Annotated in this window: 21 protein-coding genes; 3 read left to right on the forward strand and 18 right to left on the reverse strand. The window is 48.3% G+C overall.

The genetic code is table 11. The features are described 5' to 3' along the window. Window positions 1-228: 228 nt before the first annotated feature. The 3 genes from J2X75_RS09805 to J2X75_RS09815 are packed head-to-tail and all read right to left on the reverse strand — an operon-like array spanning window position 229 to window position 2,916. Window positions 229-1,122 carry an NAD-dependent epimerase/dehydratase family protein gene (locus J2X75_RS09805; protein WP_310336060.1) on the reverse strand — a complete coding sequence of 298 codons (894 nt, stop codon included), beginning with the start codon at window positions 1,120-1,122 and terminating at the stop codon, window positions 229-231. A 12-nt stretch (window positions 1,123-1,134) separates the two neighbouring features. After that, window positions 1,135-1,905 (reverse strand): SAM-dependent methyltransferase, encoded by a 771-nt coding sequence (locus tag J2X75_RS09810; protein WP_310336061.1) that lies wholly within the window; start codon window positions 1,903-1,905, stop codon window positions 1,135-1,137. 30 nt (window positions 1,906-1,935) lie between these two features. Beyond that, a complete protein-coding gene (locus tag J2X75_RS09815; RefSeq protein ID WP_310336064.1) occupies window positions 1,936-2,916 on the reverse strand; it encodes a Gfo/Idh/MocA family protein in 981 nt (326 codons plus the stop codon). Between the two features lie 213 nt (window positions 2,917-3,129). Here J2X75_RS09815 and J2X75_RS09820 point away from each other — a divergent pair, with 213 nt between their 5' ends. Both J2X75_RS09820 and J2X75_RS09825 read left to right on the forward strand, forming a co-directional pair. Beyond that, window positions 3,130-3,690: a bifunctional transcriptional activator/DNA repair enzyme AdaA gene (locus tag J2X75_RS09820; protein WP_310336727.1), complete on the forward strand. Its 561-nt coding sequence runs from the start codon at window positions 3,130-3,132 to the stop codon at window positions 3,688-3,690. Beyond that, window positions 3,687-4,505 (forward strand): SPL family radical SAM protein, encoded by an 819-nt coding sequence (locus J2X75_RS09825; protein ID WP_310336066.1) that lies wholly within the window; start codon window positions 3,687-3,689, stop codon window positions 4,503-4,505. Before J2X75_RS09820 ends, J2X75_RS09825 begins: the two co-directional genes overlap by 4 nt. A gap of 167 nt (window positions 4,506-4,672) precedes the next feature. Here the strand turns inward: J2X75_RS09825 and J2X75_RS09830 are convergent, their stop codons facing one another. The 6 genes from J2X75_RS09830 to paiA all read right to left on the reverse strand — a co-directional run bounded on the left by J2X75_RS09830 (window position 4,673) and on the right by paiA (window position 11,752). Further along, a complete protein-coding gene (locus J2X75_RS09830) occupies window positions 4,673-5,779 on the reverse strand; it encodes a Gfo/Idh/MocA family protein (protein ID WP_310336067.1) in 1,107 nt (368 codons plus the stop codon). Window positions 5,780-5,875: 96 nt separating this feature from the next. Then, window positions 5,876-6,601, reverse strand: coding sequence for a ThuA domain-containing protein (locus J2X75_RS09835; protein ID WP_076250357.1), 726 nt, complete (start codon window positions 6,599-6,601; stop codon window positions 5,876-5,878). Between the two features lie 74 nt (window positions 6,602-6,675). Continuing rightward, entirely contained in the window at window positions 6,676-7,848 is a 1,173-nt protein-coding gene (locus tag J2X75_RS09840) for a Gfo/Idh/MocA family protein (RefSeq protein WP_036613779.1), read from the reverse strand. Between the two features lie 54 nt (window positions 7,849-7,902). Then, window positions 7,903-8,952 (reverse strand): LacI family DNA-binding transcriptional regulator, encoded by a 1,050-nt coding sequence (locus J2X75_RS09845; protein ID WP_310336072.1) that lies wholly within the window; start codon window positions 8,950-8,952, stop codon window positions 7,903-7,905. A gap of 505 nt (window positions 8,953-9,457) precedes the next feature. Then, a complete protein-coding gene (gene glpX, locus J2X75_RS09850; protein WP_310336074.1) occupies window positions 9,458-10,540 on the reverse strand; it encodes a class II fructose-bisphosphatase in 1,083 nt (360 codons plus the stop codon). A gap of 693 nt (window positions 10,541-11,233) precedes the next feature. Continuing rightward, window positions 11,234-11,752, reverse strand: a complete 519-nt coding sequence (gene paiA / locus J2X75_RS09855) for a spermidine/spermine N(1)-acetyltransferase (protein ID WP_310336076.1) — start codon at window positions 11,750-11,752, stop codon at window positions 11,234-11,236. Window positions 11,753-11,873: 121 nt separating this feature from the next. Here paiA and J2X75_RS09860 point away from each other — a divergent pair, with 121 nt between their 5' ends. After that, window positions 11,874-12,518, forward strand: a complete 645-nt coding sequence (locus tag J2X75_RS09860) for a YczE/YyaS/YitT family protein (RefSeq protein WP_310336078.1) — start codon at window positions 11,874-11,876, stop codon at window positions 12,516-12,518. Window positions 12,519-12,598: 80 nt separating this feature from the next. Here J2X75_RS09860 and J2X75_RS09865 read toward each other — a convergent pair whose 3' ends face one another. The 9 genes from J2X75_RS09865 to J2X75_RS09905 form a co-directional block, all read right to left on the reverse strand. Continuing rightward, complete coding sequence (locus J2X75_RS09865) at window positions 12,599-15,178, reverse strand: X2-like carbohydrate binding domain-containing protein (protein ID WP_310336080.1); 2,580 nt, start codon at window positions 15,176-15,178, stop codon at window positions 12,599-12,601. 368 nt (window positions 15,179-15,546) lie between these two features. Then, complete coding sequence (locus J2X75_RS09870; RefSeq protein ID WP_124115177.1) at window positions 15,547-16,065, reverse strand: (2Fe-2S)-binding protein; 519 nt, start codon at window positions 16,063-16,065, stop codon at window positions 15,547-15,549. Then, the gene (locus J2X75_RS09875; RefSeq protein ID WP_310336082.1) at window positions 16,062-18,533 is read right to left on the reverse strand and encodes a molybdopterin cofactor-binding domain-containing protein; all 2,472 of its coding nucleotides are present in this window, start codon (window positions 18,531-18,533) and stop codon (window positions 16,062-16,064) included. Before J2X75_RS09875 ends, J2X75_RS09870 begins: the two co-directional genes overlap by 4 nt. Window positions 18,534-18,566: 33 nt before the next feature. Next, on the reverse strand, window positions 18,567-19,481 hold the full coding sequence (locus J2X75_RS09880) for an FAD binding domain-containing protein (protein ID WP_310336084.1): 915 nt from the start codon (window positions 19,479-19,481) through the stop codon (window positions 18,567-18,569). Window positions 19,482-19,769: 288 nt separating this feature from the next. Continuing rightward, window positions 19,770-20,417: a nucleotidyltransferase family protein gene (locus J2X75_RS09885; protein ID WP_310336086.1), complete on the reverse strand. Its 648-nt coding sequence runs from the start codon at window positions 20,415-20,417 to the stop codon at window positions 19,770-19,772. Next, window positions 20,383-21,663: an XdhC family protein gene (locus tag J2X75_RS09890; protein WP_310336087.1), complete on the reverse strand. Its 1,281-nt coding sequence runs from the start codon at window positions 21,661-21,663 to the stop codon at window positions 20,383-20,385. Before J2X75_RS09890 ends, J2X75_RS09885 begins: the two co-directional genes overlap by 35 nt. 42 nt (window positions 21,664-21,705) lie before the next feature. Continuing rightward, a complete protein-coding gene (locus J2X75_RS09895) occupies window positions 21,706-23,028 on the reverse strand; it encodes a 5'-deoxyadenosine deaminase (RefSeq protein ID WP_310336089.1) in 1,323 nt (440 codons plus the stop codon). Window positions 23,029-23,123: 95 nt separating this feature from the next. Continuing rightward, on the reverse strand, window positions 23,124-24,719 hold the full coding sequence (ggt, locus tag J2X75_RS09900; protein WP_310336091.1) for a gamma-glutamyltransferase: 1,596 nt from the start codon (window positions 24,717-24,719) through the stop codon (window positions 23,124-23,126). Then, window positions 24,713-25,954, reverse strand: a complete 1,242-nt coding sequence (locus tag J2X75_RS09905) for a pyridoxal-phosphate-dependent aminotransferase family protein (protein ID WP_310336093.1) — start codon at window positions 25,952-25,954, stop codon at window positions 24,713-24,715. Before J2X75_RS09905 ends, ggt begins: the two co-directional genes overlap by 7 nt. Window positions 25,955-25,959 lie beyond the last annotated feature (5 nt).

Consider the following 25,959-nt stretch of genomic DNA (forward strand, 5'->3'; position numbering starts at 1 on the left):
TTAAGCGCGTGAGTTGACAAAATATTATCGTGTAAATGATTAGTCCCACCTATCTGATTAAGTCCCGTTCCAATTCGAAAAAATATACAAAATGAACAGGGTGCACCGGAGATTTCACTCTGGTTGCACCCTGTTTGATGTTCATACGTTGGAATGACCCAATTCGTCCGAACCGGTTGGTTCGTCAGATTCATTCAGTTTCATTTTGGTTCCATCCGAGCCGATATTCTACCGCTCCGACTGTAATGCGAGAGCGACCTCACGAACGAGTCCCGGGAACCAGTCCATCAGAGGTTCGAACGTATATCCCGCTTGTTCTGCCTTGGTCGTCACCATCGTCCATGATTGCTCAACGCCGAAGGGTGACATATCTTCTTTCACCGTTTCCGTGAGGATCTGGGACTGCATGCCCGTGACCGTCTCGATCAGATGTATCATGGCTGACAGCGTAATCGCACCCTTGGAAGCTGCATTCACCGGACCCGTAATGGACGAGTGTCCAAGCCAAGCAAGAAATCTTGCCGCTTCGGTGGAATTGATAAATCCAATCTCCGCATCCGGATTTGGCATGCCGATCGGTTTTCCTTTTTGCACATGTTCAATATGAAAATGGAGTCTTCTCGTATAATCATCTATTCCGAGTACAATGGGAATGCGCATCGCCACAACCGGGAAATCCGCTTCCTGGAAAAATACAGCCTCCGCAAGCCGTTTGCCTTCTCCATACGAAAAATCCGCCGCACTCCCATACTGTAATGGATATGTATACGGGTCAAAATCCGTTTCCTTGAATCCAGGTCTGGGATCACCGTACACCGAGAGTGTGGATGTCAGGACGTATCTTTTGGTGCGTCCTGCAAAAGCTTCACATGCCGCTTTCGCCGCATCTGGGGAATAACAGATATTGTCGTACACAATATCCCACATGTCTGTCTGCGCAACCTCTGCCAGAGATTCCGGGTCTTCACGATCCATCTTGATTCGGTTTACTTCGGGTCCGAAGTCAACATCCGTTTTACCACGAGTGGCGACTGTGATCTGAGACTTCCCTTCCCACAGCAAGTGATCCACCAGACGTTTACCAAAAAAACGTGTACCCCCAAGTATAAGTACTTTATTCATCCAAAAAACCTCCTATCTTGTTCGATTATGTTTAACAATGTGAAGCATGGTGTGAGCGTTCCGTTGAAACTCATATGAAGTTGGTTCTTCGGATACCGTGCACCCACGCTCTTCGAGTATTAATTTTAACTCATCCATGTGCTTGTAATGTTGGCCAGACAGATCCACTGTTGGAAAAATGCGAACCTCTCGTTTGGTCACACGCAGCAGCTCCATTACGGTTGCAACATGAAAATCAACATCCAATCGATCCGCATACGTAAACAGGAAATGGGCGGATAACGTCAGATCGAATTGTTCATCCGCAAAGGGTAGATCCGGGAGCACAGACGCCACATAACGGTCAGGAAACATTCTCATATCTGCGATGCAATCTGTGATGGCACGAGTTCGTTCTTCCTTTAACCCCTGGATTGATCCAAATTGATCCCACACATATATGCTTTGCACCGATTCCATCTGTTTCATCGTATGCTCAATGTCCTGAAATCCCTTTACTTCAAGCTCGTCGATCTCATATTCGTAGGCAATATCCACGGCCATGGGGTCTGCACCCAACTTGCGCGCCTGGCTACTGAATGAACACGCTCCACCTGGACAATCCAGAATGGACTTGCCATTAATCTCCTCCACATTCAGGTTGAACATCTTCATATATTCATCGAAGGTTCTTCCTATGAAAACGATCTGTGTCAGTTCCAAACCAACAGATTCATTGGACTGCTGATCTTCTCGGCTGTTCTTCTGATCATCTCTAATGTTGCTCTGCTCATCTCTGCTCATCTCGTCTCAGCTACCTTTCCTGCGCTTGAATCAATCGTTAGGGAATACAAGCCCAATCTGCTTCCGAATCTGATCCATAACCTGCATCGTAACATAGGAGCGTTCATACGTGTTCATGTCAGACTCCTTTTTGCCTTCCTGAACCAGATTCACGAACTCCTCCACTTCATAATACATCGCCGGATGGTTTTGTTCGACTGTGAGCTGCTCCACTGTACCGTCATTGTAACGTACCTCTGCATGTTCCGGTGAGCCAATCTTGTCAATGATGATGCTGCCCAGTTCCCCCATAATTTCGCTTGGCACATGAGAGTTGGAGATTTTGGAGTATGTAACAACCGCATCCATCCCATCATAATCCAGCAGCACACTGCCTTGTCCATCCACGCCAGATTCCAGCATCATCGCTTGGGATTGAACCCGGTTAGGTGCACCGAACAACGTAATCAATGGGTAGAGACAATACACACCGAGATCCATTAACGCCCCATTAGCGAGTTCAGGCTTGAACGCGTTCAGGACAATACCCTCTTTGTACTTGTCGTAACGCGAAGAATACTGAGAGTATCCTGCTACATATTTTCGGACAGGACCGATTTTATACAGGCTCTTCTGCACCATTTTGAACTGGGGGACAAGGGTCGATTTCATCGCTTCCATGAGCAGAACCTGATGTTTTCGTGCTGTATCAATCACACTCCGAACTTCGGCGCTATTTGCAGCCAGAGGTTTCTCGCACAATACATGTTTACCGTTTCTCAGAAAAAGCTCAGCCTGCTCTGCATGAACCGTATTCGGTGTTGCAATGTAGACTGCATCAATCACATCACTTGCCGCCAACTCTTCCAGATCGGTGAAGCGGTGTTCAACATCATATTTATCTGCAAATGCGTTAGCCTTATCTTCAGTTCTTGAATACACGGCGGTTAATTTGAAACCTTCAACCTGTGCTGCGGCTTCAAGAAGCCTTTCTGTAATCCAGTTGGTACCCACTACTCCAAAACGAACCATGCTTACCTACCTCTTTCATCTATAAATTTCATTTGAGATATAAACCACTTCCATCCTGTATATTGTAGCTCATATTTCGTTCAGATTGAAGGAAGGTACTTTATCCCAGATATTGATATCTTGCTTTTTAAGTTGAAACTTCGTCAATCCCTTGGAATCAGGGGTATAATTAGAGATGAGGTGATCACCGTGGAAAGTCCAGATCAAGATCGCATGCTGCCCGAATCTATAGATGAAAAATACTGGCATGCCATCATCAACAACGATAATTCTTATGATGGAACGTTCTTTTACGGTGTGCAAACAACGGGCATTTTCTGCCGACCTTCCTGTAAGTCCAGAGCACCCAAAGCTGAAAATGTGCTGATATTTCAACATGTCGAAGAAGCGTTGGCACGAAAGTTCAGACCCTGCAAACGTTGTAAACCAACAGGCGAGCGTGTACCTGATCAGGAGTGGATATACGGGATCACGGATTACATCGAACATCATTACGCCGAACCTCTAACCTTGGATGTCCTTGCCACTGTAAGTCATGGCAGTCCTTATCATCTGCATCGTGTGTTCAAGCGGATTACAGGCCGCACACCGGTTCAATATATTCAGGATAAACGAATTACCGAAGCCCGGAAGTTGCTTGAACATACCGGACTTACCGTCACCGATATTGGCCGCCATGTCGGTATACCTAACTCAGCTTATTTCATCACTGTATTTCGCAAACACACAGGTCTCACACCTGCACACTACCGCGAAAGGCATGAGAACTTATGAAGACGAATCTTTCTTACAAAGTACCCAAAACGTTACTCAACAAGGGGACAGGGTTCCTTAATGGATATACACATACGCTGAATCCTTACACAGGCTGCGCCTTCGGTTGTTCCTATTGTTATGTCAGACAGATGCCTGTCTCCTTATTTCGCAAAGAGGATTGGGGGAGCTGGGTGGATGTGAAACAGGAGGCTTCTCGAGTGTTCGCCAAAGAATTGCAGCGTGCCTTACAGAAAGGGAAGGTCACTCTGTTCATGTCCTCCAGTACCGACCCGTATCAACCCGCCGAATACAAGGAGTGTATCACGCGTTCATTACTTGAAACGATGGTACAGCATCCGCCCGATTTTGTATTAGTCCAAACCCGCAGTCCACTCGTTACCCGGGATATAGATCTGCTACAGCAGTTAGGTGACCGGGTTCGGGTCAGCATGACGGTGGAGACGGATCTGGACGATATGCGCAAGCATTTCAGTCCTTCCGCTCCCCCAATTGCAGGCCGATTACGTGCACTGGAACAGTTGCGGGATGCCGGAATACCGACACAGGTTGCGATTGCTCCCGTATTACCCAGCAGTGAACAGTTTGCAGCCATCTTGAGACCTCTGGTTCAGCGTGTATGCATTGACGATTATTTCATGGGCGATGGCAGTGAGGGCAAGCGCACCCGTCGACTCGGTATGGAGTCGCTCTATCAAGAAGTGGGGATGGAGCACTGGTATCATCCAGATGCGTATCAGACTGTTGTTCAGCGGATGAAAAACGTTTTTGCCGAAGATGAGATTTGGATCAGTCAGGCGGGATTTGAGCCCTAAATAGCTATATAAGTTGAACTAAAGAATATTTACACTGGACACTCCAATGACCGAACAACCTTCCGATCGCTGTTATCTCCAATTTTTTTGATTTAATTAAAAATAGCCCCTTTCCTTGTTTGAAGGAAAAGGGGCTATTCATTATGACATAAGCCATAATGGCTATCTTATTTATCCAATGTATACAATGGCAGATCCACCGGCAATGCAGCCGGGCGCTGACACGAGCTTTTCATCTGGTAAAACGTCTGCTCATCTGATGAATCGTGGAATGCCCACATGGCCTCAAGTACGTGGTATGCCAGTTCCCCGCTCGCACGGTGTGCACGTCCACTATGTGCTGCATAGGCCATATCGGCCACACCGATGCCGCGTGTATTCTCCTGATAGCCTGGGAGAAGCGGAACTTCCGTCCATTCCTGTTCACCCAGCAAGCGGTAACGAACCGGACCACCGAAAGTATTGGGGTCAGGTACCTGCAATGTACCGTGTGTGCCATATATCTCAATCGGTGGCAATGCACTTCCGCCAAATACGTCAAAACTTGTAATCAGTGTGCCAATGGCTCCCTGTTCAAACTGTAACAGACCGGTAACGTGAGTAGGAATTTCAACGGGAACCGTCTGACCTCTCTTTTTCTCACTGGTAATCGTCCGCTCTTCCATGGCTTTACCCGTCATGCCTGCAATCGATTTGATCGGTCCCATCAGTTGGATCAATGCCGTGAGGTAGTACGGACCCATGTCAAACATTGGCCCACCGCCAGAGGCATAATAAAACTCCGGATCGGGATGCCAGTGCTCATGACCACGGCTCATCATAAATGCGGTCGCCGCAACCGGCTTGCCGATTACTCCTTCCTCCACCAATTGAAGTGAAGTCTGGATGCCTGAACCAAAGAAAGTCTCTGGCGCGCAGCCCACGAGCAATCCTTTACTCTTTGCTGTTTCGAGCACGGCCTGCCCTTCTTCACGGGTAACAGCGAGCGGTTTTTCTACATAAACATGTTTGCCAGATTCAAGCGCACGCAAGCATACATCCGCATGAACGGAAGGAATCGTCAGGTTGATGATCAGCTCAATCTCGGGATCAGCCAAGATTTCGTCGACGCTGTATACGTTAGGCACGTTATAGGCTGCTGCCTGCTCCTCGGCACGTTTCCGGTCGAGATCCGCAACAGCAACAAGTTCCAGCACCTCGAACCGGTGACAGTTTTCCATATAAATTCCGCTGATTTTACCGCAGCCAATAATGCCTACTTTCATTGTTTTCATACCTGGGGCTCCCTTCGCCGTGGATCAGAAATGGTTTATCCGTTAAGGATGAATGGTTAACACTGAAGTTACGTTTGCAATCAAACTACAATCTCATTAGTTCTGGTTGTCCGCCATACCTGTGTACACTTCGGTTGATGCACTTACTCGACTCTTGGCAAGCTCTTTGCCTGCTGCTGTCCATTTGAATCCACTGCGCATCATTTCAGTCACGGGTTTCATGTCTACAATGTCTGCATGGTGTCCCAGTGAGTTGTAGAATACCCGCCCTGCGCCCCAGCGTTTCGTCCAGACAACAGGCATATCTACCGGTCCATTCGCCGCATGCGGACCAGTCACCACTGGGAAACGAGTTGTTGCCAGCACTTCCACTGCCGGGTCTACGTGCAGGTAGTACTGTTCACTTTTCACCTGAAAATCTTCAATATGATCCAATAACGGGCTAGAGCCACGCTTCATGTTAACCATATACTCCACACCATCATTGCCTGGATGAGCAACCCATTGTCCACCCGTCATAAACTGCCAGTCTACGTTATTTCGGAAGGCATCACACATCCCGCCATGAAGACCAGCCAAGCCCACACCGCTCTGAACAGCCGCTGATACGTTATTGACCAATTCCTGCTCAATCTGTCCCATCGTCCACAATGGCACGATCAGATCCAGACCCATCAGCTTCTCTGCATCCGCATAAGACTCCAACGTATTCGAGACTTCAACCTCAAACTGCTCTTCCTTCAAAATACGCTCAAAAATCGCTGCTACCTGCTCCGGTTCATGTCCATCCCAGCCGCCCCATACAATCAGTGCTTTACTCATCGTTTATCCACTCGCTTTCAACTAGTTTAGTTGTGCTCAACGCCAATCATGACTTCTCCGCCTTGATTGCTCACTTACATCTCTTCAAGTGTCACCCAGCGTCGCTCCGTCACCGAACGTTCTACCGCTTCCAGTACAGCCTGACAAGCGACCCCATCGTGGAAACTCGGTGATGGTTGGCGTCCTTCAGAGATTGCTGTCACCAGCTCCAGCATTTCATGGGTGAACGTGTGCTCGAATCCAATCGTATGTCCGGCAGGCCACCAGGCTTCAGCATATTTATGTGCCGGATCGGTTGCCAGTACACGGCGGAATCCCTGTACGTCCTCTTCATCCTTTGTAAAATACACTTCCAGTTCATTCATCCGTTCAAAATCAAATCGTACACTGCCGAGACTACCGTTAATCTCAAACGAGTTTGTACTCCGATGCCCCGCTGCAAAACGTGTAGCCTCGAAGCTGCCCAGCGCCCCTCCTGCGAATCGTGCCAGGAACAACGTAGCGTCGTCGACGGTCACTTCTCCTTTCGGTGCATCCGCATTCGAACTGCCCTTTGCACTCAGCCCGGTCATCTCTGCTGCAAGTGGTCTTTCTTTGATGAATGTTTCGCTCATGCCGATGACTTCCTGGAATTCACCAACAAGGAAACGAGCCAGATCGATTAAGTGCGCGCCCAGATCACCATGGGAACCAGAGCCAGCCACTTCTTTTTGCAAACGCCATACCAGCGGGAACGAAGGGTCCATGATCCAGTCCTGCAAGAAAAAAGCACGGAAATGATAGATCTTACCCAGTCGTCCGCTCTCCACCAGATCCTTCGCCAATTGCACCGCTGGTGAGAAACGGTAGTTGAACCCGACCATATGGGCGACTCCAGCATCCTCTGCTGCCTGAAGCATCTCACGTGAATCCGCAAGGGACAGGGCCAATGGTTTCTCACAAAACAGATGTTTGCCCTGACGAGCCGCTTCCAACGCAATTTCTTTATGGGCATCACTTGGTGCGTTAATATCAATCAGATCGATATCATCCCGCTTCACCAGTTCGCGCCAATCCGTTACACTTTCGGACCAGCCGAACTGATTCGCTGCCTCCTGCACTCCCTGCTCGTTACGTCCACAGATCACAGACATCTCAGGCTGCAGCGGAGCAGACGGGAAAAACATCGGCAGACTGCGATAGGCATTACTGTGGGCCTTCCCCATAAACTTGTATCCAACCATTCCGACACGAAGACGATTTGACATGGTCATTTCCTCCTTTGGAATAATAAAAAGTCTTTCAATATGTGTACCAATAAACTATTGACGGATAGAAGAAGCACGAATGATCAGTTCGGTAGGCAACAACGCTCTCGCTGATTCGGTTACCGCTACAACAGAGTTATTCGCTTGATGTGTGTCACCCACAGACCCATGCATAACCTTCGATGCTGCAAGTTCACCCATTTCAAAAAATGGAACCCTGACGCTGCTCAGCGGCGGAACCGCCATCTCGGCGGCATCGGAGTCGTCATAACCCACAAATGCCGGAAAATCCGCAGGCCCTATTCCCCGCTCACGCAAACCATGCATGACACCAATGGCCATCCGGTCATTGGCCGCAAATACAGCATCAATCTCATGTAGGCGATCTGCTACAATCGCTGCCGCCTCAATGCCACTTCGTCTACTATAATTCCCCTCAAGCAATAGACTCGGGTCCAGCTCCATACCTGCTTCTTGCAGGCCAAGACGGACACCTTTCATTCGCTCCTGGCTGTTGGAGTAGCTGTCCGGACCATTGAGAAAAGCGACTTTGCGATATCCCTGATCCGTAAGATGACGTATGGCAAGCCTGCTTCCTTCCACATGATCCGCATCCACTTCCGTGAATGATTGGCCCTCAAAATGCTGATTCATGACACAGAATGGGTGTCCTTCCTGGTGAAGCTGCTGCATGGCCGCCAGTTCTTCATGATCGTCTCTGGCACCTAGGATAATGCAAGCGTCCACTTTCTGACGCCGGAACAGATCCGTATAATTCATTACTTCACCAGGTGTCCGGAACATAACCAACAGGTCCATGCCATTGTCTCTGGCTTTGCTTCCAATCCCACTCAGCATTTCCGAGAAAAAATACGCCGAGAACAGATGCGCCTTCGGAACATAAGGTAATACCACGCCAAGGTTCCCGCTTTTACTTCTGGCAAAACTGCGAGCAAGAGCGCTGGGCACATAGCCTAACTGTTCAGAAGCTTCAAGAACCTTGCGGCGTGTCTCTTCTTTAATAGGACCTACCCCATTAAGCACCCGGGAGACCGTTGCCTCGGAAACACCCGCAAGATCAGCCACTTCTTTACGAGATGCCATGAATTTCACCCCCTTTTATATAAGTTGAACTAAAGGTTATTTACACTGACACTACGATGACAGAATAACCTTCCAATCGCTGTTATCCCCAGATTTTTTTGATTCCCTTTTCTTAAGGGAAAATCCGGGGATAGCGTATGCTTCCGATGCAGCTTTCTTTCAGAAAGCTTTTAGGCGAACGCTTCGCTTTTCCAGTTTTTTCTGTCCTCTCCGTTATCGTGTAAATGATTAGTTCAACTTATATAGCTCATCATTAAATCATATAATGGTTAAAAATAAATATTTATGTACGCGCGTACATTTTCTCATGTCATGTAACCGTTGTCAATGCTTTTAACACAAAAAATAATGAGGGTTTGGATTAATCCAAGCCCTCATTATTATCTTACCAGAGATGGTACTTTCAATGATTCAAGCACCTGTAATCTTAGGGGTTCAAGTTACTTATCAAACTCAATACAACGATTTCAGTTGATCCTATTTGTTCAATTATGGAGAGTCCAGCTCACAACGTGGTTGTAACGCCAAGATCAACGGAGGATTGACTAAACTCAGCCTGTTCCATTGTTTTCACATGACTCGGAATGCGGTCCGATGGTTCTGGCATGGATTGGAGCTGTCTTACTTTGTGCAGCACTTCTTTATTCGGCAGGAAGTGTTGGGAACGAATGAACCGAATTGTTTTGGTTTTGGCACGCATGACAATCGAATCCGTCTCGGCGCGATCATCCGCAAGATACCGCACCCCTCCCAAGATCTCACCTGGCGTCACACCTGTTGCTGCAAAAATGACGTCCTCCGTACCGATCATATCCTGCATCGTTAACACTTTGTAAGGATTATCAATCCCCATCTGAAGGCAACGCTGGAATTCGTCTGCGTTGGCAGGCATCAGACGACCTTGAATCTCACCCCCAAGGCAAGATAGCGCTGCGGCAGCCAGCACACCTTCTGGCGCTCCTCCAGATCCGACATACAGATCTATGCCCGCCTCCGGAAAAGCCGGTGCCATTGCACCCGCAACATCACCGTCACTGAGGAACTTAATCCGCACGCCGACCTTGCGTAGTGTCTTAATCGTGCCCTCATGTCGTACACGATCCAGAATCATCACCGTCAGATCCGAGATGTTTTTGTTCAATGCGGCAGCGGCTTTCTCCAGTGTGACCTCAACCGGGTCTTCAATGCTTACCTTGCCTACAAGCGCAGGGCCGACCGCCAGTTTCTCCATATACATGTCCGGTGCGTGGAGCAGGTTACCTTTTCCCGCCACTGCAATAACCGATAGAGCGTTGTTTAGTCCTTTGGCCACGATTTCTGTACCTTCGAGCGGGTCTACAGCCACGTCAACCTCAGGCCCCTCAGCGTTGCCCACTTCCTCGCCAATGTACAACATGGGTGCTTCATCCATTTCTCCTTCACCGATTACCACCGTGCCGCGAATGGACACGGAATCGAACATGGCGCGCATGGCCAAAGTAGCCGCTTCATCTGCACTGTTCTTGTCGCCTCGTCCCATCCAGGGTGCTGAAGCTAACGCAGCCAATTCTGTTACTCTGACAATTTCCAACGCCAGTTCGCGTTCCATTTTTCCCACTTCCTTTCCAATTTCCAAAAGCATAACGTGAAAGCGGCACTAAATCCATCGCAAATCCATATGAAATTGATCTATAATCCGGCGTAGTAGCGCCTTTTTAACAATGTATACCTTATTTATCCAATTAATATTTTGATTGATTTCGCTCCTTTTTTGGCTCGTTTCAAGAGTCCAATCCTCCTGATTTATTACTTGAAATATTAATTTTTTTTTCCATTTTCCGCTCTAAAACTAAATAATTCATCATGGTGGATTAACACGTCCGTTTCATGTGCAAAGAGTTCTTTTAACATGAGGTATATACAACTTATACACTGATTATTAAGAACGTAACGCTATCTAATAGCCTACAAACGAAAACGATTTTCGACTGGCTGCCCAAACGCAGAAATAATCTAATAAACTGCAATGATAATCCTTGAGATCAGCCTGCTCCCTTGACGGTTATTGAGCTAATTTCTACAGTCAATTATGTATTAATCAGGCCTTTAACTTTTGCTAAAGCCATAGATGCAGCTTATGAGGGGCATCGAAAATAATAAGTTTACATAGTATTTATTATGTAATAACTCTCGTCCATTTCTTCATTTCATTATTCAACGGTTCTGGCAAATCATAAAAAAGCCCGAAAGAATTCTGCATAATTGCATTTTTTCTCCCAAGCTTTTCACCTCAATGAACCAGTTACAGTAGCGTTTTGGTCATTATAAAGTCAATCTGTTCCTCATCTCCCATGTAAAAAGCATGGGCTCCAGTCTTTACAAACCCCATCTTTTCATAAAAAGCGATGGCATTTTCGTTTTTCTCCCATACCCCTAACCAGATACTCTTTTTGTGATGTGCTATTGCCATCTCTATGGCTTTATGAAGCAATACTCTACCAAGGCCATGTTTTTGGAACTCTTTCTTGATGTATACCCGCTCGATCTCAAGGGATTCCACGCCCATCTTCTCAGACTGGGCATCATTCATATTTACCTTCATGTACCCAGCCACTTTATTGTTTACGTAAATAAAAAGAAATTGTGAGTCTGCAATGGACAGTTCCGTTTTTAATTGCTCCCGATTAAACGCCTTTTCCAGATAAGCTTTCATATTTTCGGGTGAATTTTGCGCTTTAAACGTTTCATTAAACGTCTCATAACTAATCTCCTGCAGTTCACATACATGTTCAATGGTACATATCTCTATACGAATGGTCATCTATATTCACATTCCTTTAACAAGTTAATTATTTGTTGCAAATGCAATAAAAAAGGGTTACATTGAATTTAGCTCAATTTTGTTGTATTTGCAACATAATATTAAAAAGAGGTTGAATAAAGTGAAATATGTGCTTTTTGTCGCAGGTATTCTAATCTTAACGCTTGGCATTTCCCTTACCATCCAATCTGAATTGGGTACCTCACCGTTTGATGCACTTCTGGTAGGGCTGTCACATCATGTAGGGCTAAGCGTAGGAAGCTGGGAGGTCATCATTGCTTTCCTATTAATTGGATGCAATTCGCTTTTGCAGCAGCAAAAACCTGAGTTTCTGGGGCTCGTCACCGCATTCATTACTGGTGTGGGGATTGATATATGGCTTTATGTATCTGATTCCTTGATCACACCCGAAGTTTGGTACAGCAAATTAATGACTTTTGTCATTGGTATAGTGATCATAAGTATCGGCACGGCCATCTATTTACAGACCAATTTTGCACCCATTCCGATTGACCGCTTAACATTAATCCTGCATGAAATCACTCGAACGCCCTTATTTGTATCTAGAACATTCATTTACCTTGTATTTTTAATTCTGGCGTTTCTGCTCAGTGGACCGATCGGGCTTGGAACGTTGATAACCGTATGTTGTGCAGGTGTGCTTCTTCAGTTCATCATGGGCCATACGAAAAGGATAATAGATCGCATATTAACAGACATGGATACATCGTCACATACTAAAAGTGAAAAAGAACATTCCGTCTAATCGGTATACACCTTCTACACCATAAAAAGGCTGAATCAGAGGTTCAACCCTGATCCAGCCCATCAACCGTTCATTATTCCTTACGGCTCAATTCCCCATACCAGCTGACCATTCACATACCCGGTAACCTTATCATGGTTTGCAAACTGACTACCGGTTGCCTTGAACGAGTAATCGTTAGTCTGAGTGTAATTCGTCCAATTGTTTTTGGAAAAGCGTGCTTGAACCTCTGCGCTCTGGCCCACATTCAGTGATCCCGCCGCACTTGTAAAGCCCACTTCAAGATAATGATCCGCTCCGGCAACTGGAGTCGCCAGTTTAACGAATTGACTCGTTACATTTGTGCTGCCCATACTGGCCCAGTCAGACCAGAAACTCTGAGCTTCTTCCCCGTCAATTGTATAGTAATACCGGAGTTTGACATCATTTAACGGAATGGCCGTATCACCAGAGTTGACCAATTTGAATTTGGGTGAAATTCCGTTGGTGGATGCACTTGTATTGCCGTTAAAAGCTTGAATCGTCAAATCCCCTGCTGGCACAGTAACGGTGCTATCTACGACGTTCACCGTTAGCACAGCGTCATTTCCTCCATTGAAGTGAAAAATCAACTCATTCTGGCCAAGGGGTAGCATGGCAAGATAGGATTTGTTCAGAACAACAGCAGAGCTGGATGCTGTATAATCCTGACCCTCTACAAGAGTAATATTCCCCTTGGTGATGCTTGTAAGCTGATGGCCATTCAAGGTGAGAGATACATTAATATCCTGCGCGGAATTCGTCGCTTTATCAAAAGTTTCATTCACAGGTGAAATCACAGCATTGGTGCCCGGTGTTGAATCCACGATTTTGACTTTTAACACAGGGTCCTGGCCTTGGTTAAAATCCAGAACAATCGAGTGTTCGCCAACCGGCAGTGTCGCCAGGTAAGCTTTTTTCAGCAGCAATGTGCTTCCGCTCAATGTATAGTCCGTATTTGCGGTCAACACATTGTTGCCTGCCCGAAGAGCGATCAGCGTATTACCATTTGCATTCACCGTTACGGCTTTGTCGGCTTGATTGGGTGCATATTTGTCAAATTCGAAGTTTGCAGGTGTAATGGATGCGCTGGGGTTGGGATTGTTAACCTTTAAATTCGGCAGCTCATCCAACGTAATGACATAATCACTTTGGTAAAGCGTTTTCAGTGTTGCCGGGTAATTAAATGCAGAACTCATCAGATGCTCGCCATACCAAGGACAGAAGTACAGCCATCCTGATTTCTCCTCGGTCAGATTTTTCACGCTTGGAATCGTGTCGTTCTCCGTCATGGCTACCATTTTCGTACCGTTTGTCAACTCAACAAGCTTATAGAAAATCGAGGTAATTGCATCCTCATTCGGTACGCCGGACAAACCGTCATAACGGTTGTAGATCGTATTGTATTTATCATATCCGACAAGATCTACCTGATCATCGCCCGGATACCAGGCAGGAGAAGTGCTGTATACGTAGCTGTTGTAGGTCCAGATCAGATTGTGCAAGCCATACGTCTCGGTCAATTCGGTATAAAGCAGATCCCATAGCTCTTTGTACACTTCTGCGCCTGCCGAAGCCCACCAGAACCATGCACCTTCCCCGTTCAGCCCGCCGTTGCCTTCTGCTTCATGATACGGACGGAAAAGCACTGGCACATCGTTATCTTGCAAAATCAGCAATTGTTCGGCCAGATCCTCGATGGTCATCATCACGTATTGATACTCTTTCGTACCGGGAATTACCGCATTTGCTGTATTAAAATTCGTTTCGGTTGGCTTGTACGTAGCTTCTTTCCAATCCACAAAGTCCCCAAGCTCATACGTATTGAAATTACGAGGCACATTGATATGCCAGGAAGCTGTTGCAATACCTTCACGGTTATTCACCCAATCAATCATGCGATCGGTTGTGCCGTCCTCCCAACCATACAACGGATTATAGTTCATCAAATCAAAGCCACGGATAGCCGGATACTTTCCGGTCAAATCATGAATCCACTCGAATTCAAGCTCTGTATCTCCGTCATTCCCTCCTCCGTAGATCTCTTGCTGACCAGAAATAATGTTGTTTCCGTATACCTCCGTTAAATAATTCATCAAAATTTGAGTTTCCGGTGTAGCTTCAGGATCAGTGAGAACTGGCTGCACATTAAGGGGATCCAGATCAGCATGATCCACTGTAAAAGTATCAAAATACGCGAAGCCCCAGCCAGCCTTCAGCTCAATCGTGTTGGCACCCTGATTCAGCTTGTGAAAGCCAAAATCGAAGTCTGACCATGTTGTCGTGTAAGGCAGCATGTACGCACCTTTCGTAACACCATTCACAATTAAATTTTGTGACCTGCCATCTGCACTGAGCTCCTGCATATATCGTGTGGAGATTGCGTACATGCCGGTTTCCGGGACAGTAACTGTGAAGGTTAATGTGCCAGAGTTCTGCATCCAGACAAATCCGGCCCCTGAGAATCCGGGCTTGGGTTGTCCATAGATTGAAGTAACCACTTGAAGATCCGGGGTGAGCTGCGCATTTTCGCTTTCGATGGTGAACAATGGTGTGTCTGCATGAACGGGTGCTATCATTAATCCAAGCAGTAGGACCAATGCCAGCATCATTGCGGTTGCCTTTTTGAGCAAATTTTTCATCAATTCCATCTTCCTTCCCAAGTGAAATATGATAATGAAATGTCAATGAACCCATTCATGATGGCGCTTTCATTTCAAACATAGCACGCACACCAATATTTGTAAATATATGGTGAATCAGAATGTTTGAAATTCTTTTGTACCAGTACTTTGAACAACATTACTCCATCGTCTCACCAATATTGAAGACAATTCGAAAACGATTCATTATCTAACCAGCTTCGGGCCTAAACTTCATCTTCCGTTAGATGAATGTACTTGGCAGAAAACCTATAAAAACAAAAAAAAAAAGCATTCCTGGATCGGATGCTTTTTCAAAGAACGTTTCTTCAATTGCCCTTGCTTATATCTACGTCCTGCGTCCCGGCTCAACTAACGGTTTCCTCGGCAGACGTTTCCTTTACCACACAGCGTTCCCCTGCCTTGCGTACCGCCCGAATAATGCCACCGTAGCCGGTACAACGACACAGATTCCCGCACAATCCCGTTTCAATCTGTTCTTGAGAAGGCTCAGGATGTGCATCCAGTAATGCCTTGGTTGAGATCACCATGCCCGGAGTGCAGTAGCCACACTGGAAGCCACCTTCCTCCACAAAAGCCTGTTGAATCGGATGCAGAGTGCCTTTCTCATCCCCTTGCAGACCTTCAATCGTCATAATGTCACTTCCCTCACATTGATAAGCCATGACAAGACAGGAGTTCACGGGCTCTCCATCCATCAGAACCATACATGCGCCGCATCGACCGACTTCGCAGGATACTTTGGTACCCGTTAGTTGCAAATGAGTCCGTAGCACATCGACAAGTCGGGTCGTTTGCGCGATCTCCAGATGTTTCTGTTCGCCGTTCACAACGGCTGTCCAGTGACTCTCAAGTGGTTTACTCATGACGGGCTCACTCCTTCCTCCAAAGGTACATTTAAAGGTCTGACCAGTTGTTCCCTCGGTACAGGAAGACGGTTAACCCATACGCCTGTTGCCTGATGAATTGCAGCTGTTATGGCTGGCGCAAGCGCAACGGAGCCAATCTCACCGATCCCCCTAGGGCCAAACGCATCACCTTCTGGTAAGTCTTCAATAGCCTCAACCTCCAGGTTGGTATGAATATCCTGAATGGTTGGGATCAGATACGTGTCGAGGTTAGTGGTTACATAACGGCTGTCCTGCATGACCACATCCTCGGTCAACGTGAATCCAAGCGCCATGACACTCCCGCCTTCAATCTGTCCGATATAGCCCATAGGGTTGATAACTGGACCTGCCGCAACAACATGGCGCGTATCCAGCAGCTTGGTTTCTCCGGTCAATGTATTTACTTCCACCTCTGCCGCAACCGCCGCATACGTATACAAATAATGCCCGCCTACCACGTTGTCTGGCGTAGTTGGGTAATCAAACTTTGTATCGAAAATCCATTCATCGGCTTCGCCCTGCGTTGCGAGTTCAGCATACGAAACCACAAAGCCTGATGAAACACTCTCTTTCACCAGGTGTTGAGATAAACCTAAATAACTTTCAGCAGTTTGATCACTTTCATTCCCTATAGCAGACGTTTGTTTCACGCCTTCCAGGGCCAATGTTACTTCCTTCTCACTCTTTCCTGTCCCTTGCACATCTGTTTCTACTTCTGAAGTTTCGGCAGGAAGCTGGCCTTTGCGCCATATTCCCCCAGGCCCTGTCACCAGTTCATCTGCCGGAACGCCGGACATTTCAGACGCGACATCGAGAACACGGGAACGAAATGGAGTCTGCAAGCGTTGAAGAGCCATCCAGGCCATCGTTGTTGAACGTGAAGCTGTGCTTGATCCGCTGTGTGGCACACGATCCGTATCTCCAATGATGATACTGAGATCCGATGTACTGCATTGGAATAGATCACATAACATAATTTCCAGCGTTGCAACGAGCCCCTGACCAAATTCCTCGTAGCTGAACGCCACCTCAATCTTGCCTTCGTTATTCAGGGACAGACGGCCTCCTGCAGGATCTGGAATGCCATAACCCAGCCCTGCACCGTGCATGGCGATGGCCGCTCCGACACCTCGTTTGATCCACGGCGGCAGAGTAGGATCTGCGGGGGGACTCTGATGTTTTTGCCACAGTTCGGAGCGATCCAATGCCTCCCATACTTGGGACAGCCCGTCCGTGACCAGAATGCGTTGATTCAGTGGTCCAGGATCATTTTTTTCCCTCATATTACGCCTGCGGAACTCCCAAGGGTCCATGTTCAAGATTGCTGCAAGCCGATCCATCTGGCCTTCCATGGCAAAAATCGCCTGGTTCCCGCCAAATCCACGAAACTCACCTGACAGCCCGTTATTCGTATACACAGACACACCTTCCACATCCACGTTTGGAATGGCGTATGGTCCAAGGCAATGCTCGGTACAGAAGTTCAGCACCGGTGCGCCAAGTGTGGCGTAGGCTCCCGTATCCGCTGTAATGCGGACACGATGCGCCTGGATGATGCCTTCTCGACTCATGCCAGTTTGCATTTCAATCTTCATTGGGTGGCGTTTCAGCCCTGCACGTACGGATTCTTTACGAGAATTATGCATTTTCACAGGACGTCCGCATTTCAAGGCCAGTAGTGCACCATAAGGCTGTACATTTAGTTCATCTTTTCCGCCAAATGAACCACCAATCGGTGAAGACACCACCCGAATGTCTTCTTCAGGACAGCCAATAATGCGCGCAAGCTGCATCCGGTCTTTATAACCATGTTGCGTTGCCGCGTATACATTCAGCCTTCCCTCTTCATCTGGGACAAACAGGCCACCTTCGGTCTCCATGTAAGCATGCATCTGACGAGGCGTATAATACGTCTCTGTTACGATATGATCACAAGTCGCAAAAGCTTGCTCGGCATCTCCACGTTTGATTTCCGTCCGATGCAGCACATTACCTGGTCCATGCTCATGCAGCTCTGGTGCTCCGGGAGCCAAGGCAGCGTCTGTACTATTCAGAGGTGTGAGTTCCTCATACACTACACGGATCGCATCCAGTGCAAGCGCCGCACGTTCCGGGGAGTCCGCAGCAACCGCTGCAATGGCGTCACCGACATAACGTACAATATCCTCGCAAAACACAGGCTGATCCGGGGTCGCTATGCCAAAACGATTCAGACCAGGCACATCTTTGGAGGTCAAAACCGCATAGACACCTTCCAACGCCTCAGCTTCCGAAGTATCTACAGACAATATGCGAGCATAAGGATATTCGCTTCGCAATACTCTGCCATGAATCATATCAGGTAGCGTCATATCCGTAAGATATTGAAGCTGGCCTGTTACTTTGGGTGCCCCATCTGGCCTCATGTGCCAACGTTTCCCGCTCTGTTTCCGATTCAGCAGCATAATCCCTCTCCCCCTTTATTTGCTCCCATTTATCTATTTGTGAAGTACCTGCCATAGCCCGGCGCCCAGCATGTTGCCTGCGGTCTGCTTACGATAATGTTCCGTTGCAAATGCATCGCCAGACGTCGTAAATTCATCAGCCACAGCAGTTGCGAGAGTCGCCGCTTGCATGACAGAAGCTTCGCTACCAAGAAGCTGTTGTTCCGACTCTAGAAGTCGCATCGCCATGCCTGAGCCTCCACCAGCCGCAATCGCAATCTTGGTCCAGCGGTTATCCAAATCAATCTCACCGTATAACGCAACAGTCACCAGCGAAGCACTGAACGTCTCCCGTCGACCCAGCTTGCGGTAAAAGGAAACTTCTCGTGCTGCAAATCTCTGATCACTGTCCACATCAAACATAGATGGAGGTCTCATCAGGATATGAATCGAGATTAATACATCCCCTGGATTACGGCTGCCATCCCGTTCACCCTGTAGCCAGGAAGACACACTCCGGGTCTCGATTCCGCTATCCGTCAACCAGTGCAGCTTTGCATCATATACAAGCAAAGCAGTCAGTGTATCACCCACTCCGGACACAATGTTCCCGCCAATGGTTGCCACATTTCGAATGGAAGGGGCAGCAATTGCATTCACCGCTTCTTGCAGAATCGGCAGTTGACGCAGCAACGTTTGTGCAGCACATTCCTTTAATCGGGTCATTGCGCCAATGACGATCTCATCTCCACGAGTAGATATACCACTCATTTCAGGAATACGAGCCAGGCTAATCATGTGTTCAGGCGCGGGAACCAAGCCGCCCTCCCACTGGGTTCGCAGCAATGTTCCGCCTGCCGTGAAACAACAAATTCCCTTCAGTCTACTTCTTAACGTTTGCAGTTCTTGCAGATTCTCAGGCTGCCATACCGATGGAATGGCTCCAGAACCGTATGCCGGTGTTACCATCGCTGCATCCCCTTTCTCTCTCTTCCTTGGGCAGGAAATTCAACCGTCTGATCAGATAATTCTTCAAATCATATGAGAGTTCAGCAGCAACGTCAATTACCTTCACATCGTTTTGGATAAATGTATAAAACCTGCGTTCCATTTGTGCTTGATGCATCATGATCTATCGAAAACTAACATAAACTCTCTTTCCCCATGGTGAAAAGAAGACAAACAGGCCAACCAGACTGCCTGGCTGACCTGATCATGTAATTAAAATATTCATAGTCATTAATCTTCTCCTGTTATTTAGTCTGTCTGCTGCGATTCATAAACATAACTCAGAATACGTTCCAATTCTGGTTCTGTATCCGCATCCCAGAAACTAGTCTCAGACAGAGGTACATGTACACCTGAATAGTTAGCGCTGCGCATAATCTTGCGTGCCCCCTCATCTCCATGCAAAGACAACAGAGGGCCAAACATATGGGAGCGAAAAGCAACGGGCGGTTTGCCACCCTCTCCGTCGGTAGCTGCTACATAGTCACTCAGCTTGTGGGTAGCCAGTGCTGTGGTCACTAGATTGATATCCTGTGCTTGTAATAAAGGCTGATCCCCCAAAAGCATGAGAATGCCCTCCGGTTTGTACTCCATGGCCGACAATACGCCAGAATGAAGAGAATTGGCCATGCCGCAGGCATAGTCAGCACAGACCACAATTCGAAGTCTCGCTGTGGGATGATAAGCATACGTGGCTGAATCAATCCATTTTACAGGCAGCCATGCCAACGAATCTTCCGGTTTGACCACACAGATCACTTGATCCAGCTCCGAATTCAGCGCAGCTTCCAGTGACCATGCAGCCAGTGACCTCCCGTCTGGCATGACAACCGAGAGTTTATCCCGACCAAGGCGACAACTCTTACCCGCTGCCAGAACTATGCCCGTCATTCGCATGTGCAACGCTCCCCTTCTGCACCTCGGAACTCAAGGAAGAGACCTTATGTTTACATGCGATCAATTCCGCTGCAATGCTGATGGCGATCTGTTCGGGACCGTCTGCTCCGATGCTCAAACCAACGGGAGAATGCACATATTTCAACGGTGATAAACCATCCAGCAGACGGGCTGTTCGTGTTTTGGAACCCATGATGCCAAGATACGCGTACTCACAATCCACTACCATCTCCAACAGTTCACGTTCGCGGGGAAAATTGTGACTCATCAAAATCAAATAATCTCCGTTGTTTACGTTTAACAGTGGCATAATCTCACGTGGGAAACCCAATACTAGTTCAGCTTCAGGGAACCTTTCCGAGGTGCATAAGGACTCTCGCCAATCGGCTACAACTACTCGGAATCCTGCGGATTGGGCGAGTCTGGCAACAGGAATAACATCATTCCCGGCTCCGATGATAATCAGGCGAGGTTTAGGCGTGTACAGCGAAGTGAGTTGTTGCGGAAGGCCCCAGGGATTCGTTGAAACCGTGTTGTTTGTCGCTATTTCAGCATCAACATCAGAGATATGTTGTGAATCACCGGATAGATCGGAAGAGTGAGATCCGTTTGACGTAGCAGATACCATTTCAGGCACAAGCGTAAGGCGAGGTATATCGGGAGAATGTTGTGTTGATGCCGTATGTTCATGCTTGAGATTACCACTGCTGTGTTGTACATCAACCTGAAATGAAGCTGGATTATTGTTCGTCACGCGATCATGAGGTGGGACGAGCGAAGGACGCAAGATTGGCTGGCGCCGGGTACCCGTTGGTTCAATCCGTCTCCAGCCATATTGAACCCTTGTGTAATCATCTTGGAACGTTCGGGTTAACGCTGTTGCAGCGCCGGATTGAAAACACTCTTGCATCTTCTGCAACGTATATCGGAGTTCACCACACACAGGTTCAAGCAACACAACAACGAGTCCGCCGCAGCCAATCGTCTCACCCCAGGACAGATCATCCTCGGGACGCATGTCGTATTCCGCGAATTCCATCTGCTTCGTATCCAGCACATGGCTCACCCGGGCCTGAAGATCACTCTCCAGACATCCCGGACTGATACTGCCATACATTTTGCCATCCTCGGTCAACAGCATAGAGACTCCCTGCTTACGGTAAGCATGACCCTCTACCTTGATCGCTGTTGCGAGCACACAGCGCGTTTCACGGGCTGTAATTGCACACAGATCATGCATTTCCATATCAGTCTCCATCCTTTCTGGAATCGCATAAGCTGCCTTCGATCAGATGCGTTTCATCAATCTTGCAATGCTCTTATCCGACTCACGCAGCACAATGCCACGATCAATCGTCTGAATCTTACGATGCTTGAGCACGATACTTCCGTCAATAATAACGGTATCTACACAGCTTCGTGTTGCGGAATAGACGACTCGGGAATAGACATCCGTCTCATAGGAAGGATACGTGTGGAAATCATCCAGATCCAGCAGCAGCATATCTGCCTTTTTGCCCACTTCGAGGCTGCCAATTTCCTTCGACAAGCCAAGCACCTCTGCACCACCCATGGTAGCCATACGCAATACAGTCCGGGCATCCATCACTGTTGGACCATGAGGAATCTTCTGCATCAGCGCTGTGAGGCGCATTTCCTGAAACATATCCAGATTGTTGTTGCATGCGGCACCATCTGCCCCAATCCCAACCGCGATCTGTCGATTCAGCAGATCCGGAATATCCGCTACCCCGGAGGAAAGTTTCATATTTGATCCAGGACAGTGAGTGACTTTGACACCGCGCTTGCGGATGATCTCCTTCTCTTCCTCACTCAGCCATACACAGTGGGCCAGCACCAATCTTGGGGTCGCCAGACCGATATGATCGAGGTATACGATGTTCCGCATTCCGCGTTCGTGTTCTACCAGTTCGATCTCTCCGCGATTCTCGGAGGCATGGGTGTGGACTTTGACATGATATTTATTGGACAGATCACGTACCTCTACCAGCAACTCTTCGGTACACGATACAACGAAGCGTGGACAGAAAGCATATTGAATGCGACCTCCGCCAAACCCGTTCCATTTCTCCAACAGATCCACACTCTGTTGCAGCGAAGTTGCTGTATCCTCACGCAGGGGTTCCGGAACCTCGTCCCCATGATCCATCATCACTTTGCCCGAAATGACCCGGATGCCGCTCTGTGCCATCGCCTGAAACGCAGAGTCCGTGTGATGTACCGTCTCCATATCCAGAATGGTCGTGGTTCCGCTGGAGATCAATTCGCCCAATCCGAGCATTGCCGAATAATAGACGGACTCCTCATCATGCGCTGCTTCCAGCGGCCAGATACGTTGACGGAGCCAATCCATCAGTTCCAGATCGTCCGCACGTCCACGGAACAAGGTCTGACACAGATGAATATGCGTCTGGATGAAACCTGGCAACAGCACTTTGCCACGAGCATCAATGATTTGGTCAGCTTGCACGTCGATGTGATCTGCAATCTCCTTGATTTTATTATCCTCGATCAACAGATCTCCGATGAACACTTCCTCTTCTGCTTTCATCGTCACAAGCTGTGCGCCTTTCAGCAGGATCGTTCCCATGCCAATCTCCCCTATCTGTGTCTATCTATATTGTACAACTCATACATACTTACACTTGCACTCCGATGAAATACTAACCTTCCGATCGCTGTCTGTTACCATCCAATAGCCATACCATCGCCTCTAGGGTCTGCTGCGCCACTAATCATGCCGTCCTCACGAATGACAATACCTTGCGACTGTCCCATAATACCATCCCATGGCGCTCTGGCTTCAACGTTATGTCCCCACTGGGCAAGGGTTGCACATACGTCATCATGGTATCGGTTCTCCACACGCATCGTATCACCTTCTTCGCCCCAGGTACGTCCGTACACCCAACGCGGCAGGCTGATCGCTTCCTGAATGTTGAGCCCGTAATCAAGCACTCCGGTGAGCACCGATAATTGTGTCTGCGGCTGGCCTTCTCCTCCCTGTGTACCCACGAGCATATAAGGTTTGCCATCTCGTGTAACAAGGCCCGGCATGAGGGTATGGAATGAGCGTTTGTTCGGTTCCAGTACGTTGGCATCTCTCGGATCTAGGGAGAAAAACGCCCCCCGGTTCTGCATGATAACCCCCGTATCCCCTGGGACATACGCTGCACCGAAGTCAAAATACAGGCTTTGAATGAACGAAACGGCATTGCCTTCGCTATCAACAACCGCTGCATACGCCGTGTCCTGACCTATCGTTTTGGACAAAAAAGGCTGTGCCACAGGTGGAGCAGCCTGAATTTCATTCCACAATTGGTCTCCGTAACTCTTGGATAACAAGTGATCCAGCGGAATGTCCCTGAAATCCGGGTCTGTCAGATAACGATCACGATCACGAAACGCCTTTTTCACCACTTCCGCCATCAGATGATAGAATTCCGGTGATGTGCGCGCTACCGAGGACAGATCAATATGCTCCAGCATATTTAACATCATTAGCATGGAGAAACCCTGCGAATTGGGCGGCATCTGATGAACTTCGTAGCCACGATAACCCGTGCTGACCGGTTTCACCCAATCTCCCTGATGACCCGCAAAGTCCGCTGGTGCGAGCATGCCCCCGTCCTCACGAATAGCCGAAGTCAGACGATCCGCAAGTTCTCCTGTATAAAAAGTATCTCGCCCTTCCGTCTGAATCAGACGAATGGAGGCAGCAAGATCAGGCTGGATCAGCAGCTCACCTTCCTGCAAAAGTGTACCCAAAGGCGCAAATACCGCTCGCAGCGGTGTATGCCCCATAATGAAATCTTCATCCCTTTCCATCCACAGGCGGAGATTCCGGGATACAGGGCATCCTTTTTCCGCATACTGCGCGGCAGGTTCAAGCAATTGCTCCCAAGGTAACTTTCCGTACCGGGACCAGACTTCCCACCAGGCATCCACCATTCCCGGAACTGTGATGGCACTAAGTACACCGCGCTGAGGGATGGCATTCATACCCATCGCTTTGAACGTTTCCGCATGAATGCCCGCGGCTGAGCGGCCACTTCCGTTATAGGCGGTAATCTCACCGCTGGCTCCGTCATGAATCAGGAAGAAGGCATCCCCTCCAAGTCCGGTCATATGCGGATATACCACACCCAGTGCTGCACTGACCGCAACAGCAGCGTCATAAGCATTCCCACCCTGCTGGAGGATGGAGCTTCCCACTGCACTCGCCAGATAATGAGGAGTAGTAACCATGACCTCTCTGGAGATTGGCATCTGATTTAACATAAAGCGCCCTCCTTCCCTGCATACACATCCAATGCCGCCTGCACTGCTTCACCGGCAGGTAATACGTGACGATGACGGAGAAGAACAGCTTCCAGCGCTCCCAGCACATGAAGTACATTCTTGCGTTGGCAGCTGAATCCCATTGTACCGATCCGCCAGATCTGCCCTTTCAACGGTCCAAATGAACTGGCAATCTCAATGCTGAAATCGTTCAGCAACATGCTGCGCACCGACTCACCATCAATTCCTTCCGGGATAGTAATACAGGTGACCACCGGAAGTTTACTGGACATATCCCCGTACAGTTGCAGTCCCATTCCCTGAATTCCGGCGACCAACGCACGTTCATTCACCAGATGTCTCTGGAACCTGGCCTCCAATCCTTCTTGCAGCAGAATACGTAATCCTTCATGAAGACCGTAAAGCATGGAGGTGGCTTCTGTATGGTGGTTCAGCCTGGCCGAACTCCAGTAATCCTGCAATTGGCTCAGGTCAAAATAATTGCTGGCAATGGTGCGGCCTTCTGCCCGCGCACTGGTTGCGTCTCGGAGTCCGCGTTCAACGGTTTTGCGGCTCATCAGCTTCTGTTCCACACGACTGTTGTACGTGAGAGGTGCCATCCCTGAAGGAACGGACAGGCATTTCTGCGTCCCGCCCATCACCGCATCCAGATACCAGGCATCCGTCTCCACCGGCGTCCCGCCAATGGTTGCTACAGCATCCACGACGAGTAAAATATCAAGGTCGCGACAGGCTTTGCCGATCTCGGCAAGAGGCTGCATCTGACCGGTGGAAGTCTCACCATGAACCATCGCAACCAGACTCGGTTTATGGGTATGAATCGCCTTGATCACTTCTTCCGGATCAAATACCGTTCCCCATTCCGTTTCAAAAAAAACAACCTCTGCACCACAGCGTTCCGAGATTTCAACCAGCAGATGTCCAAATCGTCCGTAGATCGGGACGAGAACTTTGTCACCGGGCTGGATCAGACTGACCAGCACAGCTTCAATGCCTGAACGCGATGTGCCATCGACTGGATAACACCACTCGTTATCTGTCATATATAACTCTCGCAGCATTGCCATTGTCTCGTTCATCAAAGATGTGAACTCCGGGTCAAACTGCCCCAGGATCGGAAAGGATAATGCTCTGAGTACGCGTGGATCAACCTCAACGGGGCCCGGGGTCATAATGGTCCGCAAGGACGGAGATAACTCTTTATAGTTGGACATCTTCA

It is taken from the genome of Paenibacillus sp. 2003, from assembly GCF_031455635.1.
GTDB classification, from domain to species: Bacteria; Bacillota; Bacilli; order Paenibacillales; family Paenibacillaceae; genus Paenibacillus; species Paenibacillus amylolyticus_B.

What these genes read in the sequence shown, in the direction of transcription:
- J2X75_RS09830 (WP_310336067.1), bottom strand. Translation starts at nt 5,779, where the DNA reads ATGAAAACAATGAAAGTAGGCATTATTGGCTGCGGTAAAATCAGCGGA.
- J2X75_RS09825 (WP_310336066.1), top strand. Translation starts at nt 3,687, where the DNA reads ATGAAGACGAATCTTTCTTACAAAGTACCCAAAACGTTACTCAACAAG.
- J2X75_RS09820 (WP_310336727.1), top strand. Translation starts at nt 3,130, where the DNA reads ATGCTGCCCGAATCTATAGATGAAAAATACTGGCATGCCATCATCAAC.
- ggt (WP_310336091.1), bottom strand. Translation starts at nt 24,719, where the DNA reads ATGTTAAATCAGATGCCAATCTCCAGAGAGGTCATGGTTACTACTCCT.
- J2X75_RS09870 (WP_124115177.1), bottom strand. Translation starts at nt 16,065, where the DNA reads ATGAGTAAACCACTTGAGAGTCACTGGACAGCCGTTGTGAACGGCGAA.
- J2X75_RS09810 (WP_310336061.1), bottom strand. Translation starts at nt 1,905, where the DNA reads ATGAGCAGAGATGAGCAGAGCAACATTAGAGATGATCAGAAGAACAGC.
- J2X75_RS09805 (WP_310336060.1), bottom strand. Translation starts at nt 1,122, where the DNA reads ATGAATAAAGTACTTATACTTGGGGGTACACGTTTTTTTGGTAAACGT.
- J2X75_RS09905 (WP_310336093.1), bottom strand. Translation starts at nt 25,954, where the DNA reads ATGTCCAACTATAAAGAGTTATCTCCGTCCTTGCGGACCATTATGACC.
- J2X75_RS09815 (WP_310336064.1), bottom strand. Translation starts at nt 2,916, where the DNA reads ATGGTTCGTTTTGGAGTAGTGGGTACCAACTGGATTACAGAAAGGCTT.
- paiA (WP_310336076.1), bottom strand. Translation starts at nt 11,752, where the DNA reads ATGACCATTCGTATAGAGATATGTACCATTGAACATGTATGTGAACTG.
- J2X75_RS09835 (WP_076250357.1), bottom strand. Translation starts at nt 6,601, where the DNA reads ATGAGTAAAGCACTGATTGTATGGGGCGGCTGGGATGGACATGAACCG.
- J2X75_RS09865 (WP_310336080.1), bottom strand. Translation starts at nt 15,178, where the DNA reads ATGAAAAATTTGCTCAAAAAGGCAACCGCAATGATGCTGGCATTGGTC.
- J2X75_RS09845 (WP_310336072.1), bottom strand. Translation starts at nt 8,952, where the DNA reads ATGGCATCTCGTAAAGAAGTGGCTGATCTTGCGGGTGTTTCCGAGGCA.
- J2X75_RS09840 (WP_036613779.1), bottom strand. Translation starts at nt 7,848, where the DNA reads ATGTCAAATCGTCTTCGTGTCGGAATGGTTGGATACAAGTTTATGGGG.
- J2X75_RS09895 (WP_310336089.1), bottom strand. Translation starts at nt 23,028, where the DNA reads ATGGGAACGATCCTGCTGAAAGGCGCACAGCTTGTGACGATGAAAGCA.
- glpX (WP_310336074.1), bottom strand. Translation starts at nt 10,540, where the DNA reads ATGGAACGCGAACTGGCGTTGGAAATTGTCAGAGTAACAGAATTGGCT.
- J2X75_RS09880 (WP_310336084.1), bottom strand. Translation starts at nt 19,481, where the DNA reads ATGGTAACACCGGCATACGGTTCTGGAGCCATTCCATCGGTATGGCAG.
- J2X75_RS09885 (WP_310336086.1), bottom strand. Translation starts at nt 20,417, where the DNA reads ATGCGAATGACGGGCATAGTTCTGGCAGCGGGTAAGAGTTGTCGCCTT.
- J2X75_RS09875 (WP_310336082.1), bottom strand. Translation starts at nt 18,533, where the DNA reads ATGCTGCTGAATCGGAAACAGAGCGGGAAACGTTGGCACATGAGGCCA.
- J2X75_RS09890 (WP_310336087.1), bottom strand. Translation starts at nt 21,663, where the DNA reads ATGGAAATGCATGATCTGTGTGCAATTACAGCCCGTGAAACGCGCTGT.